The sequence below is a fragment of the Oceanobacillus sp. FSL W7-1281 genome, assembly GCF_037969835.1.
Lineage (GTDB): Bacteria > Bacillota > Bacilli > Bacillales > Amphibacillaceae > Oceanobacillus > Oceanobacillus oncorhynchi.
In genome coordinates this window covers 3,566,700-3,592,811 of record NZ_CP150214.1, presented here as the reverse complement: position 1 = coordinate 3,592,811, position 26,112 = coordinate 3,566,700, and the positions used below count along the sequence as shown (strand labels likewise).

30 protein-coding genes and 1 tRNA gene are annotated in these 26,112 nt (G+C 38.6%); 25 read left to right on the top strand and 6 right to left on the bottom strand.

Translation table 11 applies throughout. From position 1 onward, the window contains the following. The first annotated feature begins 24 nt into the window (after nucleotides 1-24). The 12 genes from MKX55_RS17725 (at nucleotide 25) to MKX55_RS17670 (ending at nucleotide 11,356) form a co-directional block, all read left to right on the top strand. On the top strand, nucleotides 25-213 hold the full coding sequence (locus tag MKX55_RS17725) for a hypothetical protein (RefSeq protein WP_339233822.1): 189 nt from the start codon (nucleotides 25-27) through the stop codon (nucleotides 211-213). Beyond that, on the top strand, nucleotides 152-565 hold the full coding sequence (locus tag MKX55_RS17720; protein WP_339233820.1) for a hypothetical protein: 414 nt from the start codon (nucleotides 152-154) through the stop codon (nucleotides 563-565). Before MKX55_RS17725 ends, MKX55_RS17720 begins: the two co-directional genes overlap by 62 nt. Next, complete coding sequence (locus MKX55_RS17715; protein ID WP_339233817.1) at nucleotides 562-903, top strand: hypothetical protein; 342 nt, start codon at nucleotides 562-564, stop codon at nucleotides 901-903. The genes MKX55_RS17720 and MKX55_RS17715 overlap by 4 nt, the downstream gene beginning before the upstream one ends. After that, a complete protein-coding gene (locus MKX55_RS17710) occupies nucleotides 896-1,381 on the top strand; it encodes an HK97 gp10 family phage protein (protein ID WP_339233815.1) in 486 nt (161 codons plus the stop codon). The genes MKX55_RS17715 and MKX55_RS17710 overlap by 8 nt, the downstream gene beginning before the upstream one ends. Continuing rightward, nucleotides 1,382-1,798, top strand: coding sequence for a minor capsid protein (locus MKX55_RS17705; RefSeq protein WP_339233811.1), 417 nt, complete (start codon nucleotides 1,382-1,384; stop codon nucleotides 1,796-1,798). It begins immediately after the preceding gene. A 1-nt stretch (nucleotide 1,799) separates the two neighbouring features. Beyond that, nucleotides 1,800-2,414, top strand: coding sequence for a hypothetical protein (locus MKX55_RS17700; protein ID WP_339233809.1), 615 nt, complete (start codon nucleotides 1,800-1,802; stop codon nucleotides 2,412-2,414). Nucleotides 2,415-2,483: 69 nt separating this feature from the next. Further along, entirely contained in the window at nucleotides 2,484-2,879 is a 396-nt protein-coding gene (locus MKX55_RS17695) for a hypothetical protein (RefSeq protein WP_339233807.1), read from the top strand. Nucleotides 2,880-2,927: 48 nt separating this feature from the next. After that, nucleotides 2,928-3,404: a hypothetical protein gene (locus MKX55_RS17690; protein ID WP_339233805.1), complete on the top strand. Its 477-nt coding sequence runs from the start codon at nucleotides 2,928-2,930 to the stop codon at nucleotides 3,402-3,404. Further along, nucleotides 3,311-3,718 carry a hypothetical protein gene (locus MKX55_RS17685; protein ID WP_339233802.1) on the top strand — a complete coding sequence of 136 codons (408 nt, stop codon included), beginning with the start codon at nucleotides 3,311-3,313 and terminating at the stop codon, nucleotides 3,716-3,718. Before MKX55_RS17690 ends, MKX55_RS17685 begins: the two co-directional genes overlap by 94 nt. Before the next feature lie 35 nt (nucleotides 3,719-3,753). Next, the gene (locus tag MKX55_RS17680; RefSeq protein ID WP_339233800.1) at nucleotides 3,754-10,404 is read left to right on the top strand and encodes a hypothetical protein; all 6,651 of its coding nucleotides are present in this window, start codon (nucleotides 3,754-3,756) and stop codon (nucleotides 10,402-10,404) included. Then, on the top strand, nucleotides 10,401-11,105 hold the full coding sequence (locus MKX55_RS17675; RefSeq protein WP_339233798.1) for a distal tail protein Dit: 705 nt from the start codon (nucleotides 10,401-10,403) through the stop codon (nucleotides 11,103-11,105). Before MKX55_RS17680 ends, MKX55_RS17675 begins: the two co-directional genes overlap by 4 nt. An 11-nt stretch (nucleotides 11,106-11,116) precedes the next feature. Continuing rightward, complete coding sequence (locus tag MKX55_RS17670) at nucleotides 11,117-11,356, top strand: hypothetical protein (RefSeq protein WP_339233795.1); 240 nt, start codon at nucleotides 11,117-11,119, stop codon at nucleotides 11,354-11,356. Between the two features lie 36 nt (nucleotides 11,357-11,392). Here MKX55_RS17670 and MKX55_RS17665 read toward each other — a convergent pair whose 3' ends face one another. Further along, entirely contained in the window at nucleotides 11,393-11,611 is a 219-nt protein-coding gene (locus tag MKX55_RS17665) for a hypothetical protein (protein WP_339233792.1), read from the bottom strand. A gap of 71 nt (nucleotides 11,612-11,682) precedes the next feature. Here MKX55_RS17665 and MKX55_RS17660 point away from each other — a divergent pair, with 71 nt between their 5' ends. The 9 genes from MKX55_RS17660 to MKX55_RS17620 all read left to right on the top strand — a co-directional run bounded on the left by MKX55_RS17660 (nucleotide 11,683) and on the right by MKX55_RS17620 (nucleotide 20,821). Further along, nucleotides 11,683-16,251, top strand: coding sequence for a phage tail protein (locus tag MKX55_RS17660; RefSeq protein WP_339233789.1), 4,569 nt, complete (start codon nucleotides 11,683-11,685; stop codon nucleotides 16,249-16,251). After that, nucleotides 16,248-16,706 carry a hypothetical protein gene (locus tag MKX55_RS17655; protein WP_339233786.1) on the top strand — a complete coding sequence of 153 codons (459 nt, stop codon included), beginning with the start codon at nucleotides 16,248-16,250 and terminating at the stop codon, nucleotides 16,704-16,706. The genes MKX55_RS17660 and MKX55_RS17655 overlap by 4 nt, the downstream gene beginning before the upstream one ends. After that, entirely contained in the window at nucleotides 16,696-16,962 is a 267-nt protein-coding gene (locus MKX55_RS17650) for a hypothetical protein (protein ID WP_339233783.1), read from the top strand. Before MKX55_RS17655 ends, MKX55_RS17650 begins: the two co-directional genes overlap by 11 nt. Before the next feature lie 82 nt (nucleotides 16,963-17,044). Next, nucleotides 17,045-17,407 carry a DUF2513 domain-containing protein gene (locus MKX55_RS17645; RefSeq protein ID WP_339238563.1) on the top strand — a complete coding sequence of 121 codons (363 nt, stop codon included), beginning with the start codon at nucleotides 17,045-17,047 and terminating at the stop codon, nucleotides 17,405-17,407. A gap of 92 nt (nucleotides 17,408-17,499) precedes the next feature. Further along, nucleotides 17,500-17,673 carry a hypothetical protein gene (locus MKX55_RS17640; RefSeq protein ID WP_339233781.1) on the top strand — a complete coding sequence of 58 codons (174 nt, stop codon included), beginning with the start codon at nucleotides 17,500-17,502 and terminating at the stop codon, nucleotides 17,671-17,673. 84 nt (nucleotides 17,674-17,757) lie between these two features. Next, nucleotides 17,758-18,183: a phage holin family protein gene (locus MKX55_RS17635; RefSeq protein ID WP_339233778.1), complete on the top strand. Its 426-nt coding sequence runs from the start codon at nucleotides 17,758-17,760 to the stop codon at nucleotides 18,181-18,183. Nucleotides 18,184-18,234: 51 nt separating this feature from the next. Next, on the top strand, nucleotides 18,235-19,005 hold the full coding sequence (locus MKX55_RS17630; protein WP_339233777.1) for an N-acetylmuramoyl-L-alanine amidase: 771 nt from the start codon (nucleotides 18,235-18,237) through the stop codon (nucleotides 19,003-19,005). A 246-nt stretch (nucleotides 19,006-19,251) separates the two neighbouring features. Beyond that, nucleotides 19,252-19,695, top strand: coding sequence for a hypothetical protein (locus MKX55_RS17625; RefSeq protein WP_339233775.1), 444 nt, complete (start codon nucleotides 19,252-19,254; stop codon nucleotides 19,693-19,695). After that, nucleotides 19,685-20,821 (top strand): hypothetical protein, encoded by a 1,137-nt coding sequence (locus MKX55_RS17620; RefSeq protein WP_339233774.1) that lies wholly within the window; start codon nucleotides 19,685-19,687, stop codon nucleotides 20,819-20,821. The genes MKX55_RS17625 and MKX55_RS17620 overlap by 11 nt, the downstream gene beginning before the upstream one ends. Before the next feature lie 179 nt (nucleotides 20,822-21,000). Here the strand turns inward: MKX55_RS17620 and MKX55_RS17615 are convergent, their stop codons facing one another. The 3 genes from MKX55_RS17615 to MKX55_RS17605 form a co-directional block, all read right to left on the bottom strand. Next, nucleotides 21,001-21,207, bottom strand: a complete 207-nt coding sequence (locus MKX55_RS17615) for a hypothetical protein (RefSeq protein ID WP_339233772.1) — start codon at nucleotides 21,205-21,207, stop codon at nucleotides 21,001-21,003. A 414-nt stretch (nucleotides 21,208-21,621) separates the two neighbouring features. Beyond that, the gene (locus MKX55_RS17610) at nucleotides 21,622-21,909 is read right to left on the bottom strand and encodes a hypothetical protein (RefSeq protein WP_339233770.1); all 288 of its coding nucleotides are present in this window, start codon (nucleotides 21,907-21,909) and stop codon (nucleotides 21,622-21,624) included. 34 nt (nucleotides 21,910-21,943) lie between these two features. Next, complete coding sequence (locus MKX55_RS17605) at nucleotides 21,944-22,342, bottom strand: hypothetical protein (RefSeq protein ID WP_339233768.1); 399 nt, start codon at nucleotides 22,340-22,342, stop codon at nucleotides 21,944-21,946. Nucleotides 22,343-22,449: 107 nt separating this feature from the next. On the opposite strand from MKX55_RS17605, the gene MKX55_RS17600 reads away from it, so the two are divergent. Continuing rightward, nucleotides 22,450-22,665 carry a hypothetical protein gene (locus MKX55_RS17600; RefSeq protein WP_339233766.1) on the top strand — a complete coding sequence of 72 codons (216 nt, stop codon included), beginning with the start codon at nucleotides 22,450-22,452 and terminating at the stop codon, nucleotides 22,663-22,665. Further along, nucleotides 22,665-22,901 carry a YolD-like family protein gene (locus MKX55_RS17595; protein WP_339233763.1) on the top strand — a complete coding sequence of 79 codons (237 nt, stop codon included), beginning with the start codon at nucleotides 22,665-22,667 and terminating at the stop codon, nucleotides 22,899-22,901. The genes MKX55_RS17600 and MKX55_RS17595 overlap by 1 nt, the downstream gene beginning before the upstream one ends. A 175-nt stretch (nucleotides 22,902-23,076) precedes the next feature. Here the strand turns inward: MKX55_RS17595 and MKX55_RS17590 are convergent. After that, nucleotides 23,077-23,152, bottom strand: a tRNA-Arg gene (locus MKX55_RS17590). A gap of 313 nt (nucleotides 23,153-23,465) precedes the next feature. On the opposite strand from MKX55_RS17590, the gene tnpB reads away from it, so the two are divergent. Together tnpB and clpP are read left to right on the top strand one after the other, a co-directional pair. Further along, nucleotides 23,466-24,638, top strand: a complete 1,173-nt coding sequence (gene tnpB / locus MKX55_RS17585) for an IS200/IS605 family element RNA-guided endonuclease TnpB (protein ID WP_339233761.1) — start codon at nucleotides 23,466-23,468, stop codon at nucleotides 24,636-24,638. Between the two features lie 259 nt (nucleotides 24,639-24,897). Next, nucleotides 24,898-25,482 (top strand): ATP-dependent Clp endopeptidase proteolytic subunit ClpP, encoded by a 585-nt coding sequence (gene clpP / locus MKX55_RS17580; RefSeq protein WP_339233758.1) that lies wholly within the window; start codon nucleotides 24,898-24,900, stop codon nucleotides 25,480-25,482. 64 nt (nucleotides 25,483-25,546) lie between these two features. Here the strand turns inward: clpP and MKX55_RS17575 are convergent, their stop codons facing one another. Continuing rightward, on the bottom strand, nucleotides 25,547-26,089 hold the full coding sequence (locus MKX55_RS17575; RefSeq protein ID WP_042530395.1) for a shikimate kinase: 543 nt from the start codon (nucleotides 26,087-26,089) through the stop codon (nucleotides 25,547-25,549). Between the last annotated feature and the right edge of the window lie 23 nt (nucleotides 26,090-26,112).

Here is a 26,112-nt window from a genome sequence, read left to right as displayed (position 1 = left end):
TTATAAAAAAAGGAGGGCATTCAAATGCCAAAATATACAGCTGAATCTTATTTATCACATAAAGGAAAGATTGTTAAACCGGGAGAGGAACTTGAATTGACAGCAAAACAAGCTGCATTTCTAAAAGAAAAGGTTTCGGAAGCGAAAAAAGGTGCTGCTAAATCATCTGCAAATGCTGATGCAAAGAAAGAAGAACAAAAAGAAACGAAGTGATCATATGATTACAACCGAATCTATTAAAGCGTATCTCGAAAAGATGCCGGGTAGTGATAGCTTGCTTGATTTAGAGGACGAAGAACAAGATAAAATCATCTTTTCATCGCACGAATTACTCAAAGACCACTACAAGGATACGGATATAACCGATAGAGCCGTCGCTCTGCAAGTTTTATATTCTATCGAGGGTGAAGATGAGGAATACGCCAAACTCAAACGACATGGCGTAAAATCGTACTCTGTGAAGGGTGTTTCCGTCACGTTTGAAGGTGGAGAAATCGCTGCATCTGTTATCGCTATTTTAGGAGAACCAAAAACAAAAAGTGCAAAGGTAGGTAGATTAATATGAAGCCGCCTATGCGCCAAAAAATTTCATTTGAGTTTCCTGTATTAGATGCTGACGGCAATCCAATTAAGGACGGACGCGGCAGAGAATTGACAGAAATGAAGGAATCCAAAGCCCGGGTGCAATTCAAAGCGAACATCGACAAGGATGCTAAGGGCGAGGAAAAACGGACATCCGTTGAAGTCGATTTACCGACATCGTTTAATCCATCTGTAGGCGCCGGATACAAATACACCGACAGCGATGGAAATACGACCACTGGAGCGCTTATATCAAAAGATGAAGCTATTAACCTAGCAGGTACGAAAGTCTTTTACAGGACGGTGTATTGCGATGGCTAATAAGGATGAAATTTCAATCGTTTGGGATGGCCTACAAGAGTTTAGTAAAGAACTGGATGGCATGACTAAAGAATTAGAGAAAAACCTCATGGAAGCTATGACTGAGTATCTCAAATTGGTTGAAGAAGGAGCGAAGGCTTTAGTTCATTATGATGAAGGTGAATTAGAACAATCTTTGACTACCAAAGGACCTCGTCGGGAAGGTGATAGAGTTGTCGGCGAAATAGGTTCTAATCTAACTTATGCTTTTAGACGACATGAAGAACCTTACAGATATGGCGTGCGTGATAAGTATGATAACGGAGTTAGAACGCCTAATTATTATGTCTATGGTAGAGGGCGAGAAACTTTAAAAAAACCTAAATGGCGGGGACAAGCCCCTGGTCGGAAATATCTCGAAAATGCTGTAGTACTAACCGAGGATGATTATGAAAAAATCATGGCAAAAGCATTAGAAAAAACGTTGGGAGGGAAGTAGATGATTCAATATCACCTGATGAAAAAACTACAACCCATCCTCCCTGATTTAGAATGGACATTTGATTACAAAACAGCAAATGACAATACCGGTACCGTTTATTATGAAGGCGGAGGAACGCCAGAAAAATACGATGTTCCAATTAGGTATCCAAGATATATGGTATATATATCATCATCTGATTGGGATTATGCGGAGTATGCAGCACAAGCAGTGTATGACGCGTTGCACAAACTTACAAATGAATCTGTAACAGTAGAATTTAAAAAAGATGGAAACGTGGTAGCAACCAAAAGCTATCGCGTTTTTTTAATTAAGGCAGCATCTGAACCACTGCCGATTGGCGTGGAACACGATGTGATGGATTACAGCGTCAATTTTGACGTTACTTTAGTTGAAAATAAGGAGGAAGATTAATATGGCTGAAAATAAAGAGTATATTTTTGGGATTGCTGATATTGAAATTGGTGAAGGTGAAGACAAGATTAACTTTGATGGTAAAGATTATCTGCAAGCAGAGGGCGGTTCTCTATCGTTAACACCTAGTTATGCAGAAATTACAGTAGCAGACTTTGGGGAAACAGTCGTTCAAAGGCGCTTAACAGGATGGGAAGGGCAAGTAACAATCTCAGCAGCACAAGAAGATGCGAAAATTTTAAAACTTGCTCTCGCTTCCACTGAACCGATTACAAGCACAGACGGTGGAGAAGAAGGGGCAATGGATGCTCGAATTGGTTCAAAACCACAAGGCAGAAGAGTCCGTGTTCATCCACGTTATTTACCGGACAGTGTTCGTGAGATGGATTGGGTAATTTACAATGCTGCAGCAACGGAAGGATTTGAACGCGCTTTTGATGCAGAACAAGGCAATATCGAAATTACATTAAACATGATGCCTCGTGAAGGATTTAATGCATCTGAACCGGGTAACTTCTTCTATCGTGGAGGCACCGATCCGAACGCTGATGAAGATAACGGAAATGACGATGGAGGCAACGGAGACGGAGGAGAGGAAGAATCCCCAAACTCATAAACGGCATTCAACAGCCAGGACTAGCAAACTTTTTTAGTTGAGTGCCGGAATATCAAAGGAGGTAATTTAATGCCTAAAGAAGATAAAGAAGTTTTATATACAGAGGTTTATGGAAATAAAGTCGCCTTACCACAGTATTATGATGCTGACGGGGAACCGGTGGCTATTTCAACGGATAATCCATTGCCGGTATCAATCCAAGGCGGTGCCGATGGTAAATCAGCATATGATATCGCTGTCGATAACGGGTTTGAAGGTACGGAAGAAGAGTGGTTGGAATCATTAAGAGGACCACAAGGACCGGCGGGAGCAGATGGCGCAGACGGAACAAACGGAAGTGATGGTACAGATGGCGTAAGCGTAGTTGATGCTACATCTGATGGAACTAACATCACATTTGAACTATCAAACGGACAAACAATCGAAGTACCTTGGCCAAGCCAAGAACCAGACACAGAAGAGTAGGGATTTTTCCCTGCTCTTTTTATTTTATATAACAGGAGGATTTTAAACATGAAAGTTAACTTAAAAATCAAAGAAGGCAATACAGTTCAAACGGAGCAGCACGAAGTGGAACAACTCAACTTAATCCAATTTCAACGCTCTTTAAAAACAATTAAAGAAATCGTTGACTTAGCACAGAATGATGAATCATTACGGGATTTAATGCAAGAAATCTCCAGTGACGCGAATCAAGATACAGAAATCACCCCGGAATTTCTGATTTCTCGCTTATCCGGAGCATTTGAAATCGTGCTTATCAATATCCCTGATAAAGCTTTTGAATTGCTGGCTACTCTATCCGGAGTCGAAAAAGAAACGCTCATGGCTCAACCAGCAGAGGATGCGTTTGACATTTACGATGCGGTTATCCAAGTCAATGATATTGAGAGGTTATGGAACCGAGCAAAAAAGTCTTTTTCCGCAACAAAGTCGGCGATGAAATTTATGAAGAAAGTCAAGAAAGCGACGGAACCAGCGCAACAATAGAAGAAGCTTTCATTTTCAAGCTTGGCAAGCCGTTAGGCGGACGTAGTGAGGTTGTGAATAGTCCTGTGATTGAACTTTTAAAGTTTATGGACATGGAATTAGATAAGGAAGAAGCAGAGGCAGAGTATGAAAAAGCAAAAATGTATATCCAGTACCTGTCTAACGTCTTTGCTCAACAGACGGACGGTAAAAATCCTAAATTCGAACAAAATAGGAAAGACTTCCTTAAAAAAATAACACCGAATGCCACTACAAAAAATGAGCCTAAAAAGGAATACAGCTGGGATTTTGACCCACAAGAATTATTAGAATAACAAACTAAAAACACATAGAAGAAGGGAGGGAAACGATGGCTACAGTTAGAGAATTACAAGCGAAATTCAGCGGGGGATATCAAGGGTTTAAATCTACTGTTCAAGGCGTAAAAAAAGAAATAGAATCTTTACCTAAAACAGCATCTAGTGCTACCAAAGGCATGAATGATAGCTTCTCCGGTATAACAAAAGGAATATCTAAACAATTTCAATCTTTAAGTTCTTCGGCCGAGAAGGAATTTGGGAATATCGGAAAATTCATTGATGATACTAGCAAGAAGCTAGGTGATTGGGGAAAAGACATACGTGATGCCGGTGGAACAGTAACGAAAGTAATGTCTCCATTAACAGCGTTTTATGGTGCCGCAGCTGTTGGTGGCGGTAAACGTATGATGGATAACGAACAATTGGACATCCTGATGGGTAATACCTTTCGTGATGAAGAAAGTTACGAAGCTGCATGGGATTCTATCCGAAACTTAGGTGATGGAACATCTTTTATGTATAGTGATATCGGTACAAGATTGTCAGATTTGGTAGCTTCTAATATCGATTTAGGTAAGTCGGAAGAAATCTCTAAATCTGTATTAGATTATGCTGTTGGATCTGGTCAATTGGGCATGGAAGGCGATATCCATAACATCCTTATGTCAGCGATTCGCTCGGAAGGTTGGGACCAAAACACATTAGATATGCTTGCTCAACGAGGATTAAACTTGGCTGGTCATATCGCGAACGTCTTAGGGATAGAAACCAAAGCAGCACAAGATATGTTGAAAGACGGAACCATAAGCATGGAAGAATCACTTGATTACTTTGTAGATGCTGTACAAGTTGGTTCGGAAGGCGCAGGCGGTTATTTTGCATCCATGGAGGACTCAGCTAAAAAGGGTGGGGAAACCATGCTTGGAGCTTGGGTTAATACCAAGGCAGCGATATCCAGCTTAGGTGAAGAAATGTGGAAATCCGGCGCTTGGGATGTATTAAAAAATGCACTCAATGATATAACGGAGTTTATCTACCAATTAGCGCCAGCACTTGAACCAACAGCGAAAGTAATAGCTAGTATCATGGCGACGATGGTCGAATGGGTTCAGAAGTTGATGAATGCCTTTATTAACTTGCGTCCAAAAACACAAGCGCTAATTGCTGGGCTCTCGGTTATTGGAGCTGTAATAGGACCTGCGATTATTGCTTTTGGAACCTTTGTAGGACTGATAAGTTCGGCACTTAAACCATTAGCTTTCCTTTTCACTGGATTATCAAAGGCAGCTGGTGCTGCTGGAAAAGTCGTTAAGGTCTTCGGGAAAAATGGTGTAAGTGGAGTTATGGCTGCGGTTGGTAAAAGGCTGCCATGGTTATCAAAACTCTTTGGAATTTTAACCGGACCAATCGGATTAGTAATCAGTGCATTCACACTGCTGATGACTACATCTGAGACATTCAGAAAAGCATTCGGCGCAATGATAATGTCCATTGTTGACTTCGGAAAGCAACTGTATCAGATGTTGAAACCTGCAATTGATACCGTGGTTGACAGTTTTAAAATGATGTTGGATTCCTTCAAAGGTACCGGAAACGGACTTGATAGCTTAGGTGCAGCATTTGCCCCATTGCTAGATATCATTGGATTCCTCGTTAAATTGTTAATAGGTGGTTTAGCTGTGGCGATTGCTGCAGTTTTACCTGTAATTAGTGGTATGGCGAGAGCGTTAGGTCCGTTATTAACAGCTTTAGGTAATGCGATTTCCATTGTTACAAACCTCGGAATGGCTATTATATCAGCCTTTATGGGTGACATGGATAAGGCCGTCAAATATTTAAAACAGGCCGGTCAATCATTTATTGCGGTATTCACCAACATATGGGATGCGCTGAAAGGTTTCTTGGGTGGAATCGGTACATCTCTAATGGGATTAGCAAACGGCGTTATCCCGGGATTCTCGGATAAACTAAGTCAGGCGTTTTCCACGATAGGAACACTCGGTAAATATTTCTTTGCAATCGTTGAAGATGGGGATTACATGAATGATTGGATCACGCATTTACCTGAATCCATTCAAGGTCCTATTTTACGTGCTGGGGAAATTTTTGCTGGATTGAGAGATAAGGTAATACAAGCGTTTGATGGAATTAAGCAAGCGTTAACTGTAGATTCTTTTGCGGGATTATTGTCGAACCTAAGTCAATCAATCACTGGTGGTTTCAATGCGGCTACAGATGCTATTAAGCAACAAGCTGTTAATTTGTCCGGCGCATTCGTTTCCACTTTCGGCAATAATATAGCAGAGAAATTGACGGCTACGAAGGAAATTGGCGATAAAATAGCTCAATCCCTAGCAGATGGCGTTAGAGAAGGCATACAACGTGTTTCTGAAGCGTTCGGCAATGTTGGCGGAAGTATAACAGAAGCTATTGGAAAAGGAATGAATACCAAGATTGGCGAGATGGTATCTGATTATGTTCAAGGTACTATAGATTCTTTTAAATCTTTTGGCGGAGCTTTCGGGGCAATCCTCCCGTCCATCGTTGGATTTGGATCCAAGTTGCTAGGATTAACAGGACCGGTTGGTTTAGTAATCAGTATAGTAATGACTCTCATTAGCACACTGGTCAAGCTATATAAATCTAATGAAGATGTACGAAATTTCATCCAAGACGCTTGGCAGGGCATCCAAGATGTTTTCTCCGGTGTATTGAGTGCATTACAACCTATATTCGATGAATTAGGTAAAGCATTTGGTGATATTGGTAAAGAACTTGGTCCAGAGTTTGTTAAAACCAAGGGTGTCATTGTAGACAGCATTAATGAACTGAAACCGACCTTCCAAGAGTTGGGCGAAACATTCGGTGAATTAGGTCAGACATTCGGCGAATTGTTCCGAGAAATGGGCGTTGTATTCGGAGATTTCGCAATAGAAATATCGAACGTCTTTAAAGGCATCATACCGATGATTGCTGAATTTATTGGCATGTTAGTAGATACCTTGAAAGAAATTATCCCTGTTGTTATCGAAGTGGTAACATCGTTTATATCCATTTGGGTTGAACTTCAGAGGACGCTTATAACATCGGTATTGGAAATTGCTAAGCAAGTGATTCCGATGCTCCTAGAAGCCGTTCAGGCTGTACTACCAATGATTTTAGGTATCATCCAATCGGTGCTGCCGATGGTTGTTGACTTGTTTAGCATGCTCGCTGATGCGGTTATGAATATAGTTAAGACCGTATTACCAATGCTTATATCTGTAGTTCAGTCTGTATTACCTATGGTATTGAATATAGTTAAGTCCGTTCTACCGATGGTAATTTCTATATTTACTATGCTGATTGATGTAGTTATGAATTTGGTGAAATCTGTATTGCCAATGATTTTGAATGTGGTAAATACCGTATTCCCGATGATTTTAAACGTTATCCAGAATGTGCTGCCGATTGTGATTGAAATCCTAAGTACGGTGATTTCAGTAATTATGGAATTGGCACAAACGGTGATACCAATCATTTTAGATGTAGTTCAGGCGGCGTTTCCTATCATCCAAAAAATCATTGAGGTTGCGATGAAGATTGCCGTTACAGCGCTAGGTTTGCTAGTTAGAGTTATCCAAAACGTTGTCGTTCCGGCGATTCACTTTATTTTAGAAGTGGTACAAATAGTGTTCCCGGTGATTACTAATGTTATAGACGGCGCATTGAACATCATTATCGGTATTTTGAATTTCTTCATTTCGCTATTTACCGGTGATTGGTCCGGTATGTGGGAATCGATTAAGCAAATACTAAGTGGAGCAGTTAAAATCGTATGGTCTGTGATTAAAGGCGTATTCGATTTAGTTGCTTTATTTATTAAGAATATCTTTTCTGGGATAGCTTCGTTCTTTGGGACGATTTGGTCAACAATCACAAATATATTTAAAACGGTCATTACAGCAATCTATAATTTTGTAAAGGAAAGATTCACAGCTGTAAAAAATACGGTAACGACCTTATTTTCTGCGGTTTGGGATTTTATTTCAAATATATGGAATACAATATATTCATTTTTTAAAAATATACTAACTTCGATCTATAATTTTATTAAAAATCGCTTTACAGCTGTATGGAACACGATATCTACTATCTTTAACACTGTTAAGGATTTTATTACGACAGTTTGGAATGCCATTTATTCCTTTTTTAAAGAAGTGATTATGAGCATAGTCAACTTCATCAGAGACCGTTTCAGTTCTATGCGTGATAATGTCAGTTCAATTTTTAACAAAATAAAAGATATTGCAAAAAGCGCTTGGAACAAGGTTAAAGATAATATTGTTGACCCGATAAAATCTGGTGTTAAATGGGCTTTAGACAAGTTTACCGAATTTAAAAATAAGGTATCCGATACTTTTTCCAATATCAAGGATTCAGTTTTTGATTATGTATCTGACATGATCCAGAAGATTAAAGATATGCCTGGCGAGATGAAAGAGAAGATTGAAGCTGGTGCTAGTAAAGTTAAAGATGGATTTTTAGTTATTGCAAGCAGAATGGTCGATGGCATAGCGAGTGCAGTGAACGGTGTCGGAAAAGCAGTAAACTGGGTAGCTGATAAACTCGGTATGGACAGTATAGTTGGCACATGGAAACCACAAGATAATCTTGATTGGTATTCGTATGCACATGGAACTAAAAGTCATCCCGGCGGTCCAGCTTTAATAAACGATGGCACAGGAAACAATGCCGGAGAAGAATTAATCATTAATCCAGATGGAACAACTGGCATGTACCAAGGGAAAAATGTACTGGCGAATCTAGCAAAAGGAACGCAAGTTATTCCTGCAAAAAAAACACGCGAACTTTTATCTAACATACCTGCTTACGCCAAAGGAATATTTGGTAGTGCATGGGATGGCGTGAAAGCCGTAGGGAGTTGGACATGGGATAAAACAAAACAAGGTGCTGGATATGTTAAAGATACGGCAGTTGGAGCAGGTAAAGCTATCGGTGAATGGACAGGTAATGTATGGGATTACGTTAGTAATCCGGGTAAACTTGTCGATATCGCCCTTGAAAAAGTCGGTGCAATAATTCCAGATGGTGCAGGAGCTGTGGTAGACCTTGCTAAAGGCGCCTTTAAAACTATCAAAGACAAAGCGATTGAATGGGCTAAAGAGCAACTTAACATGGGTGGTCCCGATGGCGTAAGTGGCGGAATGGGATTAGTTGGTGCTGCAGGTAATTGGCGTTCACAAATCCAACGTGCTGCTGCGCAAATGGGCGAGAGTGTTACACCTGCAGAGATTAACGGTATCTTGGCGCAGATAAATCGTGAATCTGGTGGTAATCAGCGCATTGTGCAATCATCGGCAGTATGGGACGTCAATACTGCTGCAGGGAATCCAGCACGTGGATTATTGCAGTATATCCCGCAAACTTTTAATGCTTACAAGGTTAGAGGACACGGAAATATTTATTCCGGCTATGACCAATTGCTTGCGTTTTTCAACAACAGATCATGGAGACGTGATTTGCCATATGGCAGACGTGGCTGGGGTCCGCGTGGTGGACGCAAATACAAACAAGGCACTAATTACGTCCCGGAAGATGGTCCGGCGTATCTGCACAAGGGCGAGGCTGTTGTACCAGCTAAATATAATCAGCCTATGGATTCTCAAAATCTAATAACTTTAACTGGTTCAGACGGTATTGTGAGCGAACTTTCTCTTATCCAAGAACTTTTAAAGGTACAAATAAGAGAAACCATCAATCAGAATCCATTCTTAAACCGCATAGTGGATGGTATAAGACAGGCGAGAGAAACGCTCTCTAATCAGATAACAGAAGCGAAACAAAGCATTAATGATGGAATGAACACCAAGAAAGATGAATTATCTCAACAGGTAGTTCAATCGGAAAAATCCATGATTCAAACGGTTGGTCAAAAGTCTGGCGAAATGATTTCGTCTGTTGGCAAATCCATTAATACCATGGGTCAACGTATTGAAAAAGCGACAGGCCAAGCCATAAGTAAATTGGAAACAAAGATTGAATCAGTGGAGAAAAAAGTTGTTAAGGCACAAAGTGCAGCTGATAAAGCGCAAAAGACAGCTAGCAAATCACAACAATCCAGCAGTAAGTCAAACGGTATTAAAGGTAGAGTAAACAACCTTATTAAAAAGGGTGGTTCAGCTGCAAGGAAATACTTTGATGCGATTAAAGAAGATGGCGATTGGATGAACGACTGGTCTACGAACATCGGAAACGGCAGCAAGAAAACCATGAAGCCGTATCTCTTAGCCGGATATGATTATGCAAAATCACTTGGCCATAAATTAGGGTCAAGCGCTCAAAAACATCTAAGTCGTATTAGGAAATACGCTGATGGAGGTGTCGCTCGATTTAAACAACTAGCGTGGGTTGCTGATGGCGGTTGGGCTGAATCTATCATTAGTCATGATCCGGCCAAACGATTAAGTCAACGCGGCATCTGGGAGCAAACAGGACGTGAACTCGGCTTTATTGATAAGTCAGATGATAAAACCAGCAAGGAAGTCATATCCTTGCTCATGCGAATTGCTGATGCAGTGGAAACCGGTCAAAATCTAGATGTCATCATGAACGATAAGGTCGTTGGCAGAATGTTAGAGCCGATTATTACAGAGCGCCAAAAACGGAAGAATAATCCCAAGAAAGGAGGACGCCGATGACTAAATTATATTTCGACGGAGTAACCAAAGACTATGTAACTGTATTGTCAAAAGGGCGTCCTTACTGGGCGCCTTTTAATCGTGAAGTGCAAGTATTGCCTAATGGAAGAAAAAGACTTGTGAAGACCGAAAATGAAGCAATGACTATTCCTGTAGAGATATTGATTGATGGAAATAGCAAAGAAGATTTGCTAAAAAAAGCAGAAGAAATCGGATTGTGGCTAGTCACCGAGGATGAAAGGCGATTGCAATTCAGCGATGAAATGAATCGCAGCTATATTGCGTTACTTGATGGAGGCATTGATGTAGATGAAGTGGTTTCTTTCTCACGATGTACTATTGATTTTCTTGTATTAGATAAAGTAGGAGCAGAGGAAACAATCAATGTAACAACTTCTAATGCTACTCACACCATCACTGGACAAGATAACGCGCCGTGGGAAATATCGCTTAGATTTACTGCGAAAACAGACAAATTTGAGTTGCATGCAGGGGATATCTATATCCTCTTAGGATATGAATTTATCGAAGGTGATCGCTTAACCATCAAATATGAAGGCAGAGAGGTTTGGCTAAATGATGATAGGGATTTAAGACACTCTATTAGGCTAGCCTCTAATTATGAATTATTAGAACCAGGAGAGATTGAAGTGAAAGCAAGTCATGCTTGTGAACTTAAATATAACGAAACATTATTCTAGGAGGGCTTAATATGGGTGGAGAAAAGAAGGACTATGAATTAGGTGCAGAGGGCATTAAATTTGATATAAGATCAGGTAAATTGAACATGAAGAACGCAGAGTTAACCTACCACGATGAAGAAGGTAATGAAATCAGTCGTGAGCGTTTTTATGAGTTAAAGGTTGAGAAATTGGAACATGAAATTAGTGCTTTAAAGAAAACCATTGATGAAACTTTGGCTAAAATAAGTGTAATTAATTCAAAGGTTTAATTAATGCCCCAACCTAAATGGCCGGGGCAGAAAAAACTATTCAAATCTTAAATGACCTGGAGAGGATTCAGTAACCGTATATCCTTGTTCTGTTGCTTCAGCTATAATCTCTTCTTTTGGTATGTTGAAATTATCTAAATCGATTGTAGCTGAAGTTATTCCTGGAGTATTAAAATTTGATTGCAACATTCTATTTAATTCACTCCAAGAATAATTCAATTTTTCTTGATTTGGTTTCGGATCTAATTTACTCATATGTATCACCTCCCTATAAATTACTATATTCGACATAAATAGGGAGAATCCTGCTAGAAAGGAGGAAATCAATGGAATTATTTATATTCTCGCAAGATGAACAACCTTTAACGGTTATATCCGAAGATACAGGGCTTATCGAAACGCATTACCGCATTGAGGTAAACAGCGTACCAGATGAGCCCTTTACTTTTGAGATTGAATCCGACCAGGAAGTAGCCAAGCACGTTAAAGAAGAAAACAAGGTAATTTTCAAAGACCATGAAGGCGATTCGCGGCTTATGACAATCAAAGAAGTTGACGACAGCAACGACAGTAACGGTCCGACTACAATAGCAACTTGTGAGCCAACATTCTTAGCAGAATTAAACGATCATATCGTAGTAGAACGTCGCTTTGTTGACCAAACAGCAGATGTTGCATTGACTGCTGCAGTAGATGGCACTCGTTGGCAATCAAGTGTTGAAGTCGAGCTTGGCAGAGCTACAACCAACTTTTATTATATATCCAGCGCAGAAGCGATTTGGGAAACTTTAGATACTTGGGGCGGAGAATTTAAAGATGTAGTTGAATTTGACGAGAAAACCAATGAGATAAAAGGTTGCTACGTTAAGATTATCCAACGTTTAGGCAGGGAACAAGGACAGCGCTTTGAAATCGACCATAATACTACTGAAATCGGTCGTACAGTGCTTAGTTATCCTAAAACAGCTCTATATGGACGTGGCGCGAGCCTTGAAACAGAAGGCGGAGGTAACACTAGATATATTGATTTCAGAGATGTGGAGTGGCGCACGAGTCGAGGAGACCCTGTTAATAAGCCGATAGGGCAAAGATGGGTTGGCGACCCCGAAGCATTAGACAAATATGGAATACTCGAAAATGGCGTAAAAAGACACCGTGATGGAGAGTTTAGCAATCAGGATTACGAAGACCCGGAAGACCTATTAAAAGCAACATGGGAAGCATTGCAAGAGGCGAAATATCCCGAGGTCAACTACCGTCTGTCTGTACAGCTGTTTGATGAAAAAGTCAGCTTAGGCGACACCTGCCAAGCAATTGACCGCAAGTTTGCTAGACCACTAGAAATACAAGCGCGTGTCATTGCCATGGAATATGACTTAATGGATATCGAGGGCACAACAGTTGTTGAAATGGGACAGTTTTTAGACTTAGGCGATGATATCGACGACCTGCGCAAAAAAATAGAAGATGTTAAAAACAACCCGCCTAAGCAAATCATAGATGAAGGTAGCTATCCTAATCGCAAGCCTTCAACGCCAGTCAACCTTGAAGCTTACGGTGGTATGGAAGTCATCCAGCTGTATTGGGATTACGCCGACGAAATGTTCATCAAGCATTACGAAGTCTATGGTTCTCGCACAGAGGACTTTGTACCAGATACACAGCATCTATTGTGGCGCGGTGATGTGAGCGCCTTTAGCCACACTGTCGGTACAGATGAAGTCTGGTATTACCGAGTAAGAGCAGTCAACTATCACGGCCGGCCATCTGATTGGAGCGTACAGGTAAGAGCGGCTACTCATCGGGTGCTGACAGAAGATATTATGTGGGGGCCAGAGTTAGCTGAACGCATGAGGGAGCTTCACAGGATTAGCGATATTATCGGTGAGAATGGCGTTGACTTTGACCAGATATCACAGGAAGCCAAAGACTTAATTAATCAGCAGGCACGCATCTATACCGATGAAGAAATAGAGGAAACCAGAGACGACATCCTGGAAGAAATGGGAATCCATACAGAGCGCCTTGATAACCGTATAGCAGACTTGAATGAGCGTGCAGATGATTTAATTAGTCGTGCTGATGGTGTAGATGATATCTTGTATGACTACAACGTCAGAATCGATGAAACTGAACGAGGGCTTGAATTTAAGGCTGACAGTCTTGAGGTTGACCAAATCAATAGAACGGTTGAGGGTCATACTACTGAGATAGAAATAATGGCAGAAGGCTTGCGTAGTAAAGTCGATGAAACATTTGTTAGGGATGCTATCAACGATATTGAGATTGGTGGAAGGAATCTGCTTGTTGGAACTTCTGATGATTTTGTTAGATACAATCGTGTTGTAAGTTGGGGAGATTATTCTCCTTATGAAAATGTGGACGCTGTTTCAGGTCAACAGTATACAGCTAGTGTCTACTTGAAATCAGATGAAAGTAACGAAAGAGATTTATATATTAGGGTACGGTGTACGAACGAGGAAGGTAATTGGTCTAATGCAGGGGATTTTAGTGGAAATGTAATATCTCCGGGTGAGGAAGGATATTCAACAGTTACTTTCACATTCCCCACAGATACTGAGTTCACACAAATTAGGGTTATGATTATTCGTGCAACCGAAAGAGGAAGCTCTCGTTTTATTGTTGATTATAAAGAGGCAATGTTAACGAAAGGAAATAAACGTTTAGATTGGAATCTTGCACCTGAGGACATTCTTTCTGTACAAGAAAACCATTGGACTGAAATTAATCAAAACAGCCGACTTATAGACTTACAAGCTGAATCTATCGCAGACATTGAGGGTAGTATAACAAGCGCTCAAGCCAGCATAGAGGTCATGTCAGAACAGATTACTAACAGAGTTACCAAAACTATATTTGATGATGAATCTGACTATTTAAGGAAATCTATCGCCGAAACAAGAAACTTTGCTGAGGGGATTGAGCAGACTGTTTCCAGTATTGAAATTGGCAGCAATAACCTTATCCCTAATTCAAAAGGCGATAATTTGGACGGATGGCGCGCATGGGGGAATACAGGTTTAGCAATTGTAAATGGCAATATAAGGGTTAGAAAAGGGGCTAACACTACCTATGGAGTTAGAACCCATAAGTTTGAGGTTGAAAGTGGCAAGCAATATACCCTAAGTTTAGATATCGCTGCCAATTATAGAGTGACAACACTCAACTATATGTATTTGATGTATGAAGATGGCACGGGAAATTATAGGTTGCCGGATATTGTAATGACAAATGCACACCCTGATTTAAGGAGATATTCAGTTACGTTTACTCCACCCAAAAGTGGTGAGGTGGACTTGAATATTGCAACGAGAGTAACAGAAACTGATTATCAACCAGAAGGTTTTCTTCTGTCTAAAGTTCAAATTGAAAACGGGAATATGGAAACTCCATGGAAACCAGCCTACGAAGACACCGACCAGCGCATGACACAAGCCGAATCATCTATCACTCAATTAGATAGAAAAATTGATTTAAAAGTAGACGTAGACGGCATTGTTTCTGAAATTAATTTAATGAAGGAAGGCATACGCTTATCTGGTGCATTAATCCATCTAAACGGATTGTCCCTTATTGATGAGGCAATTATCCAAAATGCTCATATAGCCGATGGAACCATCGAACGTGCCAAATTAGAACGTGCCATTATCGGTACGGCACAAATTGATGATTTAGCCGTTACATCTGCAAAAATATCTAGCGTCAATGCGGATAAGGTTAATGCGGCTACTCTGCAGGCAATTACTGCAAATATGGGTACGCTTCGTTCCGGTAGGTTGCTATCCAATAATAACAATATGGACTTGAACCTTAACACCGGTAACCTTACCATGCGCAATGCTTACTTTACTTTAGGTAATGGGGCGAGGATTGATTTTACAAACGTATCTAATCGTATACAGTACAGAGATACAGAGGGTGGCGTGACTAGGTCATCCGGTTTTGGCGTGGGTAAATCACTTTCAGGGTACCCATTCTCTTATTCAGGCACCACAGGTGATGCTAACTTAAATACGCTGTCACCATATTATAGTGGCGCTATCTGGAATACGACTAGAGCAATCGCTGACGGTGGGGAAAATAGTATCAGTGGATTCCGATTCCAGTTCAGAGCTGAAGCAGTCAACTACGATAAAGGTATAGACATCGACTTTAACGGTTCGCCGACTATCCGGCCTATCAATGGAGGTTCGTACAATTATGATTTAGGTACGCCAGCTAATAGATTTAACCAACTGTATGTGAATCAAATCAGAGGTAATAGCACAGTACAGATACGTGACGCTTATGGATTAGGTGGATGGTCTCTAAGTACTGATTGGATAAGCGGGCAGAACCTAGCGATAGTCGGTTTGAATTCCGGAAGCTACAACTATAACATCGGTAGGTCAAACAATATGCTGACGTATGTTTATGTCAATTCTGTTCGTGCCAACTATCTGCATGGAGCGTTACAAGGTAACTCAGCCCGCAAATTTAAGAAAAATGAAGATGTTATGCATTTAGAGGACAGCCTTGAATTTATCCGTAATGCCAAAATCGTTACGTTTGACTGGCGCCGGGACGAAAGCATGAAATTTAATAAAGACAATCCACAAAGCATTTATGATAGGCAGGTTGGATTTATCATTGATGATTTAAAGATGCGGAATGACTATCTTGTAAAGAGCGATGAGGAAACAATCAAAAAAGATAATATCCTATTTATGCATCAGCATGTTATACAGGATAGCTTGAGACGGTTGGATAACATCGACGAGGAACTGAACTGGCAACGCATTGAGTATCAGAACATTAATAATGAAGTAACTAAATTAAAAGAAGAAAATAAAGCACTCAAGAAAAGAGTAGCTCAATTGGAGGAATCAGCATGACAATCAAATTAACTTATGGAGATATCCGCATCATCAATAACTTTTTAGTACAATCACTCAATCCGAAAAAGGAGAAGTCAATCCACCGGATGCGTGTTGTTAAAGCACTGGAAGAAAAGCAAAAGCAAGTGGCGGAGGAATCCAACGAATTGATGAAAGAATTTGCCAAGCTGGACGATGAGGGCGAGGTTGTTTATCTGGATGACGGACAGCCTGCGATTAAGGATAAGCGTGCCTTCAATAAGGCGCAAGTAGCTCTGTTAGACGAGGAATTTGTCCTTGATGATAAGAACCTTCAGTCAGCGTTAAACACTGTCAAAAAGCTTGTAAATGATTATGGAAAGGAGCTGGTTGGCGATGATGCTATTGCGCATTTTACGTTAAGTGAGGCATTCCTAGAGGTAGAGGAAGAATCAGAAGAAAATAAAGAGGAGGAGAATGATAGTGATGAATAATTACACATTTACTGAATCAAGCTCACGCAGCATTGAAAAAGACGGCGAACAGGTTAGGTTGATTAATTTTCGCGGTACTGAACCGAGGGATGACAGCGGAGACAGGGAGCGCTTGAACATTGATGGTGCGATCATCGTACCGATGATGGATTATTTCCAGGCAGGTATGAATGGAGACTTGCCAGAGTTGATTAAAGAAAAAGTGCTGGAACGATTGACAGCCAGAGAACAAGAAGAAAACGACAACGCTGAATAAGCGTTATTTTTATGCAGGATTTTCCTGATTTTTGTCGAATTAATAACTTAATCGAATGAAAAGAGGGGGCTATAAATTGAGCATGGAGAGAGACAATAAAATGATTAGGGATTTATTGATTCAATTTAGAAATGAAGTTTCACCTAATGATAATTCAGTGAATCCGAATTCCGAGAAAGAAGATTATCATATTTACCTTTTAATGAATAGTAAATTTATTGAAGCTGAAAGACGTCGTGATATGGGTAAGGTTTTACACTATTATGATGATCTGAAAATAACATCAGCAGGTCACGACTTTTTAGATGCAGCCGAAAATGAAACAGTTTGGAATAAGTCAAAAGACTTTTTAAAGAGGAAAGGTGAAGATATCGCAAAGGTTCCGTTGAATGTGCTCGCTGGAGTTTTGACAGCGCAATTAAAAAGTCATTTAGGAATAGAATAAATCTATTTTTAAGACATCTCATAACGAGTTATCTTATTTATGCTTTAATTTCTCTCTTGCTATTCCGATATAGATGATGGGAGGGGATTTATATGAGTTATCAAGGCAAACTTGAACAAGCAATGGATGAATTAAACGAGGAAGAATTAAAAAGAACATTAATCGAAATTTGCTTAATTGCCAATCGAGGGAACGATGAAGAAAAACAGGATATCACGAAAGATATTTTGGATACAATTAATACCAACATTTTAAAAGAATCTTAAGCATCCCTGCCGGGGTGCTTTTTTCATGCAATAAAACAGAGAAAGTGAAGGGGGACAATCAAATATGTCTAAGGAGCTGGTGAAATGGGAGATGTTAATTTGAGTTATTTAGAAGCAACGCATATGTATTTATTTGGAGAGGTTAAATTTCTCCACTTTTTGTTATTATTGATGGCTTTGGATATTCTTACAGGACTATTCAAAGCATGGAAAAACGGCAACTTATGGAGTCGCAAAAGCCTGTTTGGCTATGCTCGTAAGGTGCTTGTATTAGTGGTTATTGTGTTAGCAAATGTGGTTGACCAAATACTTGGTTTAGAAGGTGCTGTGGCTTATGCTACGGTGCTTTTTTATATTGTAAATGAAGGCATTAGCATCATAGAAAATCTAGCCGATGTTGGTGTGCTAGTGCCGAAAGGATTAGCTGATAAATTACACAGCATTGATAACTCTGATAAGTCGATTGGCAAAGAAATCAAAGAAGAATTTTCAAGCAAGGATAAAGAGTAGCTGCGGCTGCTCTTTTTCTATATAAAAAATTATTTTAGGAGGAATTTAATTATGTCAAAAATTTATTTAGATCCAGGACACGGCGGAACAGATCCAGGTGCAGTTGCAAATGGCTTACAGGAGAAGGTGCTTACACTTAAAATTGCACTAAAAACACGGGACATTTTAAATCGTGACTATGAAGGGCACTCTATACGCATGAGTAGGACAAGCGACACAACTCGAAGTCTTGCACAACGCACAAATGATGCAAACAGCTGGGGAGCAGATTACTTTGTATCCATCCACATTAATGCTGGAGGCGGTACGGGCTATGAAGATTATATTTATAATGGAAGTGTATCTAATAACACAATAACCTATCGTGATAAACTGCATGCAGAAGTTATGAAGCAAGTTGACTTTAGAAACCGTGGCAAAAAACGTGCTAATTTCCATGTGTTACGTCAGTCGAGTATGCCAGCAGTTTTAACAGAGAATGGTTTCATTGATACGACAGCAGATGCGAATAAGCTAAAATCTGATGCTTACCTTGACCGCATTGCTTTAGGACATGCAAATGGTATTGCTCAAGCTCTTGGATTAAAACGTAAATCTGGTAGCGGTGGTTCCGGTAAGCAAGGTTATGTCGAGGTTATCACTCCGTCCTTATGGACTTACAACACTGCTAATTGGGATGACAGAGCTGTTATTGTAAATCAGGGAGAAGTATTTACAGTGGCTAGAGATAAATTTAAAGTTGGCAATGGTCACATGTATCAGCTTAAAAGTGGTCTGTATATTACGGCTAGCACGCAGTATGTAAGGTATTACACTAAGTAATATAAAAATCAGCCCTCACTACCTTGTGGGGCTGTACATATATATTAAGAGAGGTTACCCTATAAATGGTTCAATAAAACAATGTGGCATGAAGCGTATGTTTAGTGTAAAATGTAATTAAGGAAAGTAAAATGGGGACATTTAGTATCAGATAATATTATACGGAGTCATCTTTCTATGTTTGTTGTTATTTTCAGGTAATGGATATGTTTCAGAAAGATTTTTATTGAAAGGAGGAAATTGAAAATGAATGTAAATAAGTTGGCTGATCACATTTTAGCGTTTGCTAGTAATAACGAAAATCAAATAACGAATTTACAACTTCACAAAACTCTTTTCTTTACAATAGGATTTGGAATAAGAAATAAAATAAAACCAATTGATGAAATAAAGAAAAATTATAATAACGAATTTTCCAGATGGAGATACGGCCCAGTCGTTCCCGAACTTTATCATAGATATAATCATTATGGATATCAACCGATAAAAGATAAAGGAAAATATTATAACGAATTGGAAGAATTTGACCCGATTATTAAAAAACTTTTAGATGTAGATGTCTATAATATGGTCGCAGTGTCACACGAAATGGAGTCTTGGAAAACATATGAGGAAGATATATTGAATAAAAATTATGTACCAAGATATGAGTTCTGGGAAATAGAAAGGGACTTTATAAATGCACAGTGATTTTAGCAATGTCTTGAAAGCTCTTGAATTGTATATAATATTTTTAGATGAAGATATTATGGAAAAACGTCCTAGTGATAAAAGAAATAGTGTAGATTTAAGTAGTTTATTCACCACAAAACAAATAGAACGAGCAAATTCTCAACAATTCATAAAATTTATTGAGGCCATAGAAAAGGCCGAAGTGACTTCAGTAATGATGCCTTATTCCGAAGTCACTTTGCTTATTTATGAACAAATGGATGTAAGGAGAGAATTATTAGACCAAATAGGCAGCATAATATTAACTGATTTTGAAATTTACAATGAAACAAATCAGGTTGAGGAAGAAACTAAGAAAATATTTTTCAAATTAAGAGAACATATCAATTTATCTATAGTACAAAGAAATCATATCAGCACATCATTATCAGATAGGGTTGGTACAGTTGATAAAAAGTTAGAGGATGCTGAAAAAACAATTTATAGTTTATCAAAAGAAATTAGTAAAATAGAAAAATCTGCCCAAGAGAAAGTTGACAAATTAGTAATGCAATTTATTGCTATATTAGGTATTTTTGCAGCGATAATGATGGGAGCTTTTGGTTCATTTCAAGGATTTACAAGTATTTTTTCAAATGCAGATAACATCCCTATTGGTAAAATTCTGCTAATTAGTGCAGCGGGAGCAAGTGGAGTATCCTTGATTCTTTTTTTATTACTACATTCAATTTCAAAACTTACATCATTTAATTTATCTAACTGCGACTGTAAAAAACGGCGCAAGAGAGGTATAGGATTGATTCGCGAATCACTTCAAAACGCGTTTTCCGGCGGAGATACAGAACCAAAGTGCACCTGTTCTGTATTTAATAAATATCCAACTATTTTCATTTTAAATTATCTTTTTTATTATATAGCTGTTACAGGGTTTATATTTATGTATTTTAATTTTTATAATTACTTCGATATGAAATTTTGGATTCATTTAATTGTTATTATTACATATTTTATTGTGGCAACAGTTGTATTGATTTTTGTACATAGATATCTGATTAATAAAAACGCTAACGAAAAAATATTATTCAAATTTATTTCAGACATCAAAATTACTCCTTCTTATTTTAAAAAAGCTTTCAGGCAATAAACATAAGCCCTTCACTATTTGTGAGGGGCTTAAAATATTATTTAAACATCTTTCTAATTGCCTTTTCTTCAGCACGTCCTGTCACACGCCTTCCTATACGTTTCCCGACTTTTTCCTTTTTTCACAGCATCCACATCGTTCCAGATGCGCAAACATTTTATATATGCCTGATTTAAGACTCATTTTTCTTCCTCCTTTATTTTTTCCCATAAATCATTCAACTTCAAAGCATTCTCCAGAGATAGCTTTTTGATTTCTATTTCTTTGTTTTTTAATCTGCCCACGGTACTCCGATTAATTCCTGTTTGTTGTTGGATTTTATAAGCAGTAATTTCTGAAGCAAGCAACTCCTCAATGTTCTTTATAATTTTATGCTTATCACTCATTATCCATCTTCTCCAATTCTTTTTGCATTTTTTTTATTTTGTTGTTCAAATAGAAATTGTAAACAGCTAATACTCCTGCAACACTCAATACGATTATCATAAATGTTAAAAACATAATATTAATGTGGTATACTTAGAATAAGAAGAGAAGGGGGAGGGTTAACCTCCGCGCCTTTTTCTTCTTTCTTCTTGCCTCAATCTTTTAAGTTCTAACCGTTTCTTCTGGGCTGTCAACCAAAGATTATAAACTGTTAGACTTGCTATGATTGAGGCTATTATTTTCTCTAAGTAATCCACTTGTTCACCTCCTTTCTATATTTTAATTATAACATATTAGTTGCGTTGGCGCAACGATAATTAGAAAGTTTTTATTATTATTTCTATAAAAAAACCTTCTTAATAGGGCTGTGTTATTTATACTTTAACCTTATTTATTACGAAATCTAACCAAAGATTTAAGGCTTTACCTGTAATGCGATTATGATAAATTTCATCACGTTCTTTGCTATATTTAAATTCATTAATTTCTATTTTGGAGATAAAAACAATGGTTTCTCCATCCTCATTGATAATTTTCTTCTTTTGGTAATCATCGATGTAAGGAGATTTCCCCTCTAGTTCTTGCGCTAATTTAACTTCTTTTTTTAAATGATTTTCATGTATTTTTATTCTATCTAAAAACAATTTATATTTTTCTGTCATATATCGATACTCCTTTTTGTGTTATTGCAAAATCTTATTTTAGCTTATCATACCAATCCAAAGGATTCATCATTTCAACGTTTCTTATTTGGCTAATCGTGCAGCTGGTTTTCCTTCCATCGATTACGTTTAAAAATATCCTTCCGTTGCTATGGCCGGCTATTTTACATTCAACATCTTTGTAGTAGCTTCCGTTTCGCATTACATTAGCTTGTATAGCAATCGGAAAATCCATCGTATAAGCTTTATGCAACACTTGCGATATTTCTTCCTCAGACATTTCTTCTTTAGGTCCGATAACCTCAAATTCATCTTTCATAATTTTCATTGCATCATTTTGATCAGCAAGTATCATTCCTTGCCATTTCAATATTCCTCTGTCTTTGTAGCCGTACATTTCAGGCGTTACATAGGTTATAGATACATTTTCCATCTGAAACCATCCTCCCTTTGCTAAAAAATAACAGTACATTTGTTCTTGTTTTGTATATACTATATGGTATAATGAGAACAAATATTCGTCAAACGGAGGAGTAAAACATGATTGGATTTTTAACAAGTGCAATGAACGGAAAAGAGAAAATCATGATTTATTACATGGACCACAATAACAATGTAACGCAGCGTATTATAAGAGTAGTGGGGATAGATAATGAAAAGGTGTTGGCGTATTGTTATTATCGCAAGCAAGTCCGCAGCTTTAAGTTAGAAAATATCCTGTCTTGTGGCCAAGTAAAAAGGAGTGTAGGTGCATAATGGAAAAGCCAGTTTTGGATTTAGATCAGCTCGAACTTAATGGAATTAGAATATATGATGCTCACAAGCAAGGCAGACAGGTATCGGTAAAATATTTTTATAAAAATCAATTCCACGAAATCACTTGTAGCATAATTAAACCAATGGGAGTGTGGGATATGGATGTTAAATGTTCCAATAATGATGAAAAGATGACGATTCCTTTTAATTGGATAGTGCAAGTTGAGTGGATGTAAAAAAAGTAAAAAGAGATTTTTGTCTCATTTCTTCTATATAATAATAGTAGAAAGATGGTTAAAAAAATAATTCGAAACACGAAGGTTTGCAATTCGTTTGCAAATGGCATTTTTGTATTAAAAAAGACAAGGGGAGGAAAAGCCTTAACCCCTTGTCATTACTGTATTTATCCAGCGCGCCCAGAGGGATTCGAACCCCCGGCAAACCTGGTACCGGAAACCAGTGCTCTATCCAGCTGAGCTATGGGCGCATCTCATTGAATTAAAAACACAATCTTAATTATACATAGGAAGTTCCTTTGAGACAAGTCCTTTTTATGTAATTTAGCTGAAAAATTATTTTTATCATGGAGAACCATCCGAAAAACTCCTATTGAGTGAAGTTTCGTTTTATCAAAAAAAGGAGAGAAAACTCCCTCTTCAAGCGCGTAGAGGTAAGAGGGAGATGAATCTCCTATGCACAAAAGATTGCTTTGGAGTGTCTCGACTGTCCAATATTGAATCGAACAAATGTTCCAGAATCATCCTTCTTCTGATATAATAGACTGGAGGAGGTAAGAAGCCATGAAAGTAAAAAAAGCATTTCGTTTTCGTATCTATCCGAACAAAAAACAAATCACCTTCATCCATAAGACAATCGGCTGCTCCCGCTTTGTCTACAACTATTTTACAGGAAAACAAAAACAAAAAGACCACTATTGGCATACGGTGAATGAAATGGTACAAAACGGACAGCTTCTTCAAAATAATTGGAAGGGCGAATTTTTCAATAAAAATAAGGCAATCAAAGCGGTTCCAGAATTGAAGAAAACGTATCCCTTCCTCAAAGAAGTTGATAGCATTGCCCTTCAAAAAGCCGTTGAAAACGTGAATGATTCCTATACGCGCTATTATAAGAAGCAGAATAAGGCACCTCGTTTTAAATCAAAAAAGAATCCTGTTCAGTCGTATACCACGAAACATGTCAATGGAAACATTGCTGTATTGGATAAATATATCAAACTGCCTAAGCTCGGATTGGTTCGTTTTGCCAAAAGTCGGGAAGTGGAAGGACGTATTATCAATGCAACGATCCGACACAATCCTTCAGGCAAGTACTTTGTTTCGATTGTAGCGGAAACGGAAGTTGCATACGATGAAAAGACAGGTTCCTCTGTAGGCATCGATGTCGGATTAACGGATTTTGCAACTCTTTCCAATGGGACGTTGTATGAAAATCCAAGGTTTTTCCGAACATTAGAAGAGAAATTGGCAAAAGCGCAAGTGATTCTGTCCAGAAGACAAACAGACTCAGCAAATTGGCAGAAACAAAAACGAAAAGTAGCTCGGCTTCACGAAAAAATTGCGAATAAAAGAAAAGACATGTTAGATAAAATCTCCACCGAGATAGTCAAAAACCACGATATTATCGGGATAGAAGATTTGTCTGTGATAAACATGTTGAAAAATCATAATCTTGCAAAAGCGATTAGTGATGTATCCTGGTCAACGTTCCGAACGATGCTGGAATATAAAGCGGCCTGGTATGGAAAGCAGGTTGTTGTAGTTTCGAAAAGCTATCCATCCAGTCAGTTATGTTCTCATTGTGGACACCAAAACAAAGACGTTAAAAACCTCGCTTTGCGTGCATGGACGTGTGATATCTGTCAATGCCATCACCAAAGAGATAGGAACGCCAGCAGGAATCTTCGTAAAGAAGCATTACGATTAACCGCAGGAACTGCGGGGCTAGCCTAATCCATAACTGACCGGTAGGTTGGTGTTCTTAGGAATCTCCCACTTCAAGCAACTTATAAGGTTGATAAGTGGGGGTAGTTCAAGCCTCTTTCAATAAGTTTAAATGGTTCATGTTTAACAAACATAAAATCGGGAAGGATGGTTAAAGTAGAAATTTGGTGAAACTTTTTGTTTGACCTTCATTGACCAATGAGCTATCATATAAAGTATAGAAAAAATCATCAGCCATTAACGTTGGCAACTTAAGGAGGATTTTTAAATGAATTTAGTACCTACAGTTATTGAACAAACAAATCGTGGTGAACGCGCATATGATATTTACTCCCGCTTATTAAAAGACCGGATTATTTTACTTGGCAGCGGCATTGATGACAATGTAGCCAACTCTATTGTAGCACAGCTTTTATTCTTAGAAGCAGAAGATCCAGGAAAAGATATCTCTTTATATATTAATTCTCCTGGTGGTTCTATCACAGCTGGTATGGCTATTTTTGATACCATGAACTTTATTAAGTCAGATGTATCTACCATCTGCATCGGTATGGCAGCTTCTATGGGTGCTTTCCTGCTTAATGCCGGAGAGAAAGGCAAACGTTTTGCATTGCCAAACAGTGAGATTATGATTCACCAGCCTTTAGGCGGTACGCAGGGACAGGCAACAGATATTGAGATTCATGCCAATCGAATTATCGAGATTAAAAAACGTATGAACCGCATTATGTCTGAAAATACTGGTCAGCCTTTAGAAGTTATTGAACGTGATACAGAACGCGATAAATTCATGAGTGCAGAAAAGTCTAAAGAATATGGCATCATAGATGATATCTTTGAGCGCAAAGCGTAAACAATAATAAATCATGAAATCATAAAAAAAAACAGGCCATAGCCTGTTTTTTTTATGTGCAATTTTAAGCGTAAAGCTCCCATGCTAATTTTAAGGAATCGGCAATATAATCTGCAATTTCTTCAATTTCTTGATTATCTGTCACTACACGGGAGTGATGCTGTCCATAAATTGGCTGCCGATCATCAAAAAGCTGTTTGATTTCCTCCATATTTTTCCCCTGTAAAACGGGGCGGCTGTCAATCAGCAGGCTGATTCGATCCTTCCAGCTGTCCCAGGACAGGTCGAGAAAGAATATTGTAGTGGTTGCGAGACAGACATCCTGTACTTCTTTTTGAAGAAAAGCGCCGCCGCCTAAAGAGATAACCTTTAACTTCTTATGGCATATTTCAGAAATGATTTCTTTTTCATGCTGACGGAAGACGGCTTCTCCATATTTCGCAAAAATCTCTTTCGGAGGCATTCCGAATCTGCGCTCAATTTCTTCATCGATATCAATAAAATCACGATACAGTTTTTTGGCAACAGCTTGACCAATGGTTGTTTTTCCAACACCCATAAACCCAATTAGTACAATGCTTTGTTCCTTTAATGGTATTTCTCTCATGTGACATTCCCCCTCGTCATCCA

Bases quoted from the DNA above. Each gene is read 5' to 3' on its own strand.
- MKX55_RS17675 (WP_339233798.1), top strand. From the start codon at position 10,401: ATGACTAAATTATATTTCGACGGAGTAACCAAAGACTATGTAACTGTA.
- MKX55_RS17645 (WP_339238563.1), top strand. From the start codon at position 17,045: ATGGAGAGAGACAATAAAATGATTAGGGATTTATTGATTCAATTTAGA.
- MKX55_RS17615 (WP_339233772.1), bottom strand. From the start codon at position 21,207: ATGAGTGATAAGCATAAAATTATAAAGAACATTGAGGAGTTGCTTGCT.
- MKX55_RS17600 (WP_339233766.1), top strand. From the start codon at position 22,450: ATGATTGGATTTTTAACAAGTGCAATGAACGGAAAAGAGAAAATCATG.
- MKX55_RS17595 (WP_339233763.1), top strand. From the start codon at position 22,665: ATGGAAAAGCCAGTTTTGGATTTAGATCAGCTCGAACTTAATGGAATT.
- MKX55_RS17710 (WP_339233815.1), top strand. From the start codon at position 896: ATGGCTAATAAGGATGAAATTTCAATCGTTTGGGATGGCCTACAAGAG.
- MKX55_RS17705 (WP_339233811.1), top strand. From the start codon at position 1,382: ATGATTCAATATCACCTGATGAAAAAACTACAACCCATCCTCCCTGAT.
- MKX55_RS17655 (WP_339233786.1), top strand. From the start codon at position 16,248: ATGACAATCAAATTAACTTATGGAGATATCCGCATCATCAATAACTTT.
- MKX55_RS17640 (WP_339233781.1), top strand. From the start codon at position 17,500: ATGAGTTATCAAGGCAAACTTGAACAAGCAATGGATGAATTAAACGAG.
- MKX55_RS17605 (WP_339233768.1), bottom strand. From the start codon at position 22,342: ATGGAAAATGTATCTATAACCTATGTAACGCCTGAAATGTACGGCTAC.
- MKX55_RS17695 (WP_339233807.1), top strand. From the start codon at position 2,484: ATGCCTAAAGAAGATAAAGAAGTTTTATATACAGAGGTTTATGGAAAT.
- MKX55_RS17700 (WP_339233809.1), top strand. From the start codon at position 1,800: ATGGCTGAAAATAAAGAGTATATTTTTGGGATTGCTGATATTGAAATT.
- MKX55_RS17680 (WP_339233800.1), top strand. From the start codon at position 3,754: ATGGCTACAGTTAGAGAATTACAAGCGAAATTCAGCGGGGGATATCAA.
- MKX55_RS17665 (WP_339233792.1), bottom strand. From the start codon at position 11,611: ATGAGTAAATTAGATCCGAAACCAAATCAAGAAAAATTGAATTATTCT.
- MKX55_RS17620 (WP_339233774.1), top strand. From the start codon at position 19,685: ATGCACAGTGATTTTAGCAATGTCTTGAAAGCTCTTGAATTGTATATA.
- MKX55_RS17635 (WP_339233778.1), top strand. From the start codon at position 17,758: ATGGGAGATGTTAATTTGAGTTATTTAGAAGCAACGCATATGTATTTA.
- MKX55_RS17610 (WP_339233770.1), bottom strand. From the start codon at position 21,909: ATGACAGAAAAATATAAATTGTTTTTAGATAGAATAAAAATACATGAA.
- MKX55_RS17670 (WP_339233795.1), top strand. From the start codon at position 11,117: ATGGGTGGAGAAAAGAAGGACTATGAATTAGGTGCAGAGGGCATTAAA.
- tnpB (WP_339233761.1), top strand. From the start codon at position 23,466: ATGAAAGTAAAAAAAGCATTTCGTTTTCGTATCTATCCGAACAAAAAA.
- MKX55_RS17575 (WP_042530395.1), bottom strand. From the start codon at position 26,089: ATGAGAGAAATACCATTAAAGGAACAAAGCATTGTACTAATTGGGTTT.
- MKX55_RS17625 (WP_339233775.1), top strand. From the start codon at position 19,252: ATGAATGTAAATAAGTTGGCTGATCACATTTTAGCGTTTGCTAGTAAT.
- MKX55_RS17725 (WP_339233822.1), top strand. From the start codon at position 25: ATGCCAAAATATACAGCTGAATCTTATTTATCACATAAAGGAAAGATT.
- MKX55_RS17630 (WP_339233777.1), top strand. From the start codon at position 18,235: ATGTCAAAAATTTATTTAGATCCAGGACACGGCGGAACAGATCCAGGT.
- MKX55_RS17690 (WP_339233805.1), top strand. From the start codon at position 2,928: ATGAAAGTTAACTTAAAAATCAAAGAAGGCAATACAGTTCAAACGGAG.
- clpP (WP_339233758.1), top strand. From the start codon at position 24,898: ATGAATTTAGTACCTACAGTTATTGAACAAACAAATCGTGGTGAACGC.
- MKX55_RS17685 (WP_339233802.1), top strand. From the start codon at position 3,311: ATGGAACCGAGCAAAAAAGTCTTTTTCCGCAACAAAGTCGGCGATGAA.
- MKX55_RS17660 (WP_339233789.1), top strand. From the start codon at position 11,683: ATGGAATTATTTATATTCTCGCAAGATGAACAACCTTTAACGGTTATA.
- MKX55_RS17715 (WP_339233817.1), top strand. From the start codon at position 562: ATGAAGCCGCCTATGCGCCAAAAAATTTCATTTGAGTTTCCTGTATTA.